This window comes from Phenylobacterium sp. (genome assembly GCF_004799395.1).
GTDB lineage: Bacteria > Pseudomonadota > Alphaproteobacteria > Caulobacterales > Caulobacteraceae > Phenylobacterium.
This window is the reverse complement of sequence record NZ_SSMZ01000238.1, coordinates 1-4,414: the sequence shown is the minus strand read 5'-3', so window position 1 is coordinate 4,414 and position 4,414 is coordinate 1. Positions and strand designations below refer to the sequence as shown.

Genomic DNA, 4,414 nt, shown 5'->3' with positions numbered 1-4,414 from the left:
GTCGTGGCGACGATGATGTCCATGCCCCACATCTGGTCGATCTCGTCGTAGTTGATCTCCGGGAACACGATGTGTTCGCGAAGGCCCAGGGCGTAGTTGCCCCGACCGTCGAACGAGGTGGGCTTGAGGCCCCGGAAATCCTTCACCCGCGGCAGCGCGACGGTGATCAGGCGGTCCAGGAACTCGTACATGCGGTCAGCGCGAAGCGTCACCTTGGCCCCGATCACCATGCCTTCGCGCAGCTTGAAGCCGGCGATGGAGGTGCGCGCCTTGGTGGGCACGGGCTTCTGGCCCGCGATCTTCGCCAGGTCGGCGATGGCCGCGTTGACCTTCTTGGAGTCGGCCACGGATTCGCCGATGCCCATGTTCAGGACGATCTTGTCCAGCTTGGGAATCTGCATCTCGTTGGTGTAGCCGAACTGATCCTTGAGCGACTTGCGGATACGGGTCCGATAGTCGGTCTTCAGCCGCGGTTCGTAAGCTTGCTCAGCCATTTGCGATCACCTCGCCGGTCGTCTTGGCGAACCGGACCTTCTTGTCGCCGTCCATGCGGAAGCCGACGCGCGTGGGCTTACCCTTGGAGTCCACCACGGCCACATTCGAGATGTGGATCGGGGCTTCCTTGCTCTTGATGCCGCCTTGCGGATCGCCTTGCGTGGGACGGGTGTGGCGCTGAACCAGGTTCAGGCCGCCGACCACGACGCGCTCTTCCTTGGGCATGACCTTGGAGACAGAGCCCGTGCGGCCCTTGTCCTTGCCGGTGAGGACCACGACGCGGTCCCCTTTCTTGATCTTCGCCGCCATCACAGCACCTCAGGAGCGAGGGAGATGATCTTCATGTGGTTCTTGGCGCGCAGTTCACGGGGAACCGGGCCGAAGATCCGCGTGCCGATCGGCTCGCTTTGCTTGTTCACGATCACCGCCGCGTTCTTGTCGAAGCGGATGACCGAACCGTCCTTGCGCTTGATGGCCGAGCTCGTGCGGACGACGATGGCTTGCAGCACATCGCCCTTCTTCACGCGGCCGCGCGGAATGGCTTCCTTCACGGAGACCACGATCTTGTCACCAACGCCGGCATAACGGCGCCCGGCGCCGCCCAGCACCTTGATGCACATGACTCGGCGAGCGCCGGAGTTGTCGGCGACTTCCAGGTTAGTTTGCATCTGGATCATTGGTTCTGATCCCCTACGCTGCCTGGTCGGCGCCGCCCTTGGGCAGCACCTCCCAAGTCTTGGTTTTCGACTTCGGCGCGCATTCGATGATGCGGGCGTTGTCCCCGGACTTGTAGGCGTTCGCCTCGTCGTGGGCGTGGTACTTCTTCGACCGGCGGACGGTCTTCTTCAGCACCGGGTGCAGGAAGGTCCGTTCGACCTTCACGATCACAGTCTTGTCGCCCTTGTCGGAGACGACAACGCCTTCGAGAATTCGTTTCGGCATCTGTCAGCTCTCCTCAGGCCTGCGCCTGCTTGGTCCGCAGATGGGTCTTGATGCGCGCGATGTCCTTGCGCACCTCATCCACGCGGTGGGTCTTCTCGATCTGGCCGGTCGCCTTCTGGAAGCGCAGGTTGAACTGCTCCTTCTTCAGGCTGATCAGCTGGTCGGCCAGCTGGTCGGGGGTGAGCCCGCGAACTTCGTCAATCTTCATCACGCGTGCTCCGCGACGGCTTCGATGCGCGCAACGATGCGGGTCTTCACCGGAAGCTTGGCCGCGCCAAGGCGCAGGGCTTCGCGGGCCACGTCGTCAGGCACGCCATCGATCTCAAACATGATCCGGCCCGGGTGGACGCGCGCAGCCCAGTACTCGACCGCGCCCTTGCCCTTGCCCATCCGCACTTCGGCCGGCTTGTCGGTGACCGGCACATCGGGGAAGATCCGGATCCACACCCGGCCCTGGCGCTTCATCTGACGCGTGATCGCGCGGCGAGCCGCCTCGATCTGGCGCGCGGTGACGCGTTCGGGCTCAACCGACTTCAGGCCGTAGGAGCCGAAGTTCAGCGTGAAGCCGCTCTTGGCGATCCCGTGGATCTTGCCCTTGAACTGCTTGCGGTACTTGGTCTTTTTCGGAGACAGCATCGGTCAGACCCTTAAGCGTTCGCCTGCTCGCGCCGATCGCGGCGCGGGCCGCGGTCGGGGCGATCACCGGAGCGGTCACGACCGCCGCCTTCACCCGCAGGCCCGCTTTCGCCGGCCAGACGCTTGTCCAGCGCCATCGGGTCGTGCTCGAGGACTTCACCTTTGAAGACCCACACCTTCACGCCAATGATGCCGTAGGTGGTCTTGGCCTCGGTGAAGCCGTAGTCGATATCGGCGCGCAGGGTGTGCAGCGGCACGCGGCCTTCGCGATACCATTCCATCCGCGCGATTTCCGCGCCGCCGAGTCGGCCGGACACGTTGATGCGGACGCCCTTGGCGCCGAGGCGCATGGCGGACTGCATCGAGCGCTTCATGGCGCGGCGGAAGGCCACGCGGCGCTCCAGCTGCTGGGCGATGTTCTCGGCGATCAGCTGGGCGTCGGTCTCGGGCTTGCGGATCTCGACGATGTTCAGGTGAACCTCGCCGTCCGTCATCGCCGCGATGTCCTTGCGCAGCTTGTCGATGTCCGCGCCCTTCTTGCCGATGATCACGCCGGGGCGCGCGGCATAGATGGTGATGCGGCACTTCTTGTGCGGACGCTCGATGGTGATGCGCGACACGCCGGCCTGATACAGGCGCTTCTTCAGCGCCCGGCGGACCTTGATGTCCTCGTGCAGCAGCTTGCCGTACTCGGCGCCGTCGGCGAACCAACGGCTGTCCCAGGTGCGGTTGATGCCGAGCCGCAGCCCGATCGGATTTACTTTTTGACCCATCAGGCGGCCTCACCCAGTTCGCGGACCACGATGGTGATCTCGCTGAACGGCTTTTCGATGCGCGACGCACGTCCCCGCGCACGGGCGGAGAAGCGCTTCATCACCAGGTTCTTGCCCACGTAGGCCTCGGCCACGACCAGGGAGTCGATGTCGAGGTTGTGGTTGTTCTCGGCGTTGGAGATCGCCGAATAGAGCGCCTTGCGCACGTCGATCGCGATGCGCTTGTGGCTGAATTCCAGCTCGTTCAGGGCCCGCTGGACCTTGAGGCCGCGGATCGACTGGGCGACAAGGTTCAGCTTGCGCGCAGAGGTGCGCAGAGTGCGGACCTTGCACATCGCCTCGATACCGGCCAGCCGGCGGACTTTTTTCGTCTGCGACATGGCTACTTCCTCTTGGCCTTCTTGTCGGCAGCGTGGCCGGGGAAGAAGCGGGTGGGCGCGAACTCGCCCAGCTTCATGCCGACCATGTCTTCCGACACGTGCACGGGGACGTGCTTTTGGCCGTTGTGCACGCCGAACGTGAGACCCACGAACTGCGGCATGATGGTGGAGCGGCGCGACCAGGTCTTGATCACGTCCTTGCGGCCCGAGCTTTGAACGGCGTCGGCCTTCTTGAGCAGGTATCCGTCGACGAACGGACCTTTCCAGACAGAACGGGTCATCGATTAACGAGCCTTCCTGGCGTGACGCGAGCGGATGATGAACTTATCCGTCGTCTTGTTGGTGCGGGTCTTGGCGCCCTTGGTCGGCTTGCCCCACGGCGTGACCGGGTTACGGCCGCCGGAGGTCTTGCCTTCACCGCCGCCGTGCGGGTGGTCGACCGGGTTCATGGCGACGCCGCGGACGTGCGGCCTGCGGCCCTTGTGACGGTTGCGGCCGGCCTTGCCCATGACCTCGTTCATGTGGTCGGGGTTCGACACCGCGCCCACTGTGGCCATGCAGCTGTCCGGGACCATGCGCAGCTCGCCCGAGTTCAGGCGGATCTGGGCGTAGCCGGCGTCGCGGCCGACGAGCTGGGCGTAGGTCCCCGCGGAACGGGCGATCTGGCCGCCCTTCAGGGGCTTCAGCTCGACGTTGTGGATGATCGTGCCGATCGGCATGCCGCGCAGGGGCATGGCGTTGCCGGGCTTCACGTCGGCCTTCTCGGCCGAGATCACCTGGTCGCCAACCTTCAGGCGCTGCGGGGCCAGGATGTAGGCCAGCTCGTCGTCAGCGTACTTAACCAGGGCGATGAAGGCCGTGCGGTTGGGGTCGTACTCCAGGCGCTCGACCGTGCCGACCACGTCGAGCTTGCGACGCTTGAAGTCGATCTTACGGTACAGGCGCTTGGCGCCGCCGCCACGGAAACGCACCGCGATGCGACCGCCGCCGCCACGCCCGCCGCTCTTGGTCAGACCCTCGACGAGGGACTTCTCAGGACGGCCCTTGTGGAGCTCGGACTTGTCCACCAGCACCAGCTGGCGGCGACCCGGCGAGGTCGGATTATATTGCTTCAAGGCCATCGGATCAGAGCCCCGTGGTGATGTCGATCGACTGGCCTTCGGCCAGGGTCACGACAGCTTTCTTGAC

10 protein-coding genes are annotated in these 4,414 nt (G+C 64.7%); all 10 read right to left on the bottom strand.

Going from position 1 to position 4,414, the window contains the following annotated elements; translation table 11 throughout:
• The coding region (rplE, locus tag E8A12_RS15060) for a 50S ribosomal protein L5 (protein WP_293370230.1) at positions 1-494 on the bottom strand (494 nt) is incomplete at its 3' end.
• Positions 487-804 carry a 50S ribosomal protein L24 gene (gene rplX / locus E8A12_RS15055; protein ID WP_293370228.1) on the bottom strand — a complete coding sequence of 106 codons (318 nt, stop codon included), beginning with the start codon at positions 802-804 and terminating at the stop codon, positions 487-489. The genes rplE and rplX, both read right to left, overlap by 8 nt.
• Complete coding sequence (gene rplN / locus E8A12_RS15050) at positions 804-1,172, bottom strand: 50S ribosomal protein L14 (protein WP_056018090.1); 369 nt, start codon at positions 1,170-1,172, stop codon at positions 804-806. Before rplN ends, rplX begins: the two co-directional genes overlap by 1 nt.
• Before the next feature lie 13 nt (positions 1,173-1,185).
• The gene (gene rpsQ / locus E8A12_RS15045; protein ID WP_293370226.1) at positions 1,186-1,437 is read right to left on the bottom strand and encodes a 30S ribosomal protein S17; all 252 of its coding nucleotides are present in this window, start codon (positions 1,435-1,437) and stop codon (positions 1,186-1,188) included.
• Positions 1,438-1,450: 13 nt separating this feature from the next.
• On the bottom strand, positions 1,451-1,645 hold the full coding sequence (rpmC, locus tag E8A12_RS15040) for a 50S ribosomal protein L29 (RefSeq protein WP_293370224.1): 195 nt from the start codon (positions 1,643-1,645) through the stop codon (positions 1,451-1,453).
• Positions 1,645-2,073, bottom strand: a complete 429-nt coding sequence (rplP, locus tag E8A12_RS15035) for a 50S ribosomal protein L16 (protein WP_293370222.1) — start codon at positions 2,071-2,073, stop codon at positions 1,645-1,647. Before rplP ends, rpmC begins: the two co-directional genes overlap by 1 nt.
• An 11-nt stretch (positions 2,074-2,084) precedes the next feature.
• Entirely contained in the window at positions 2,085-2,846 is a 762-nt protein-coding gene (gene rpsC / locus E8A12_RS15030; RefSeq protein WP_293370220.1) for a 30S ribosomal protein S3, read from the bottom strand.
• The gene (gene rplV, locus E8A12_RS15025; protein ID WP_293370218.1) at positions 2,846-3,226 is read right to left on the bottom strand and encodes a 50S ribosomal protein L22; all 381 of its coding nucleotides are present in this window, start codon (positions 3,224-3,226) and stop codon (positions 2,846-2,848) included. The genes rpsC and rplV overlap by 1 nt, the downstream gene beginning before the upstream one ends.
• 2 nt (positions 3,227-3,228) lie before the next feature.
• Complete coding sequence (rpsS, locus tag E8A12_RS15020) at positions 3,229-3,507, bottom strand: 30S ribosomal protein S19 (protein ID WP_293370216.1); 279 nt, start codon at positions 3,505-3,507, stop codon at positions 3,229-3,231.
• A gap of 3 nt (positions 3,508-3,510) precedes the next feature.
• Positions 3,511-4,347 (bottom strand): 50S ribosomal protein L2, encoded by an 837-nt coding sequence (rplB, locus tag E8A12_RS15015; protein ID WP_293370214.1) that lies wholly within the window; start codon positions 4,345-4,347, stop codon positions 3,511-3,513.
• Positions 4,348-4,414 lie beyond the last annotated feature (67 nt).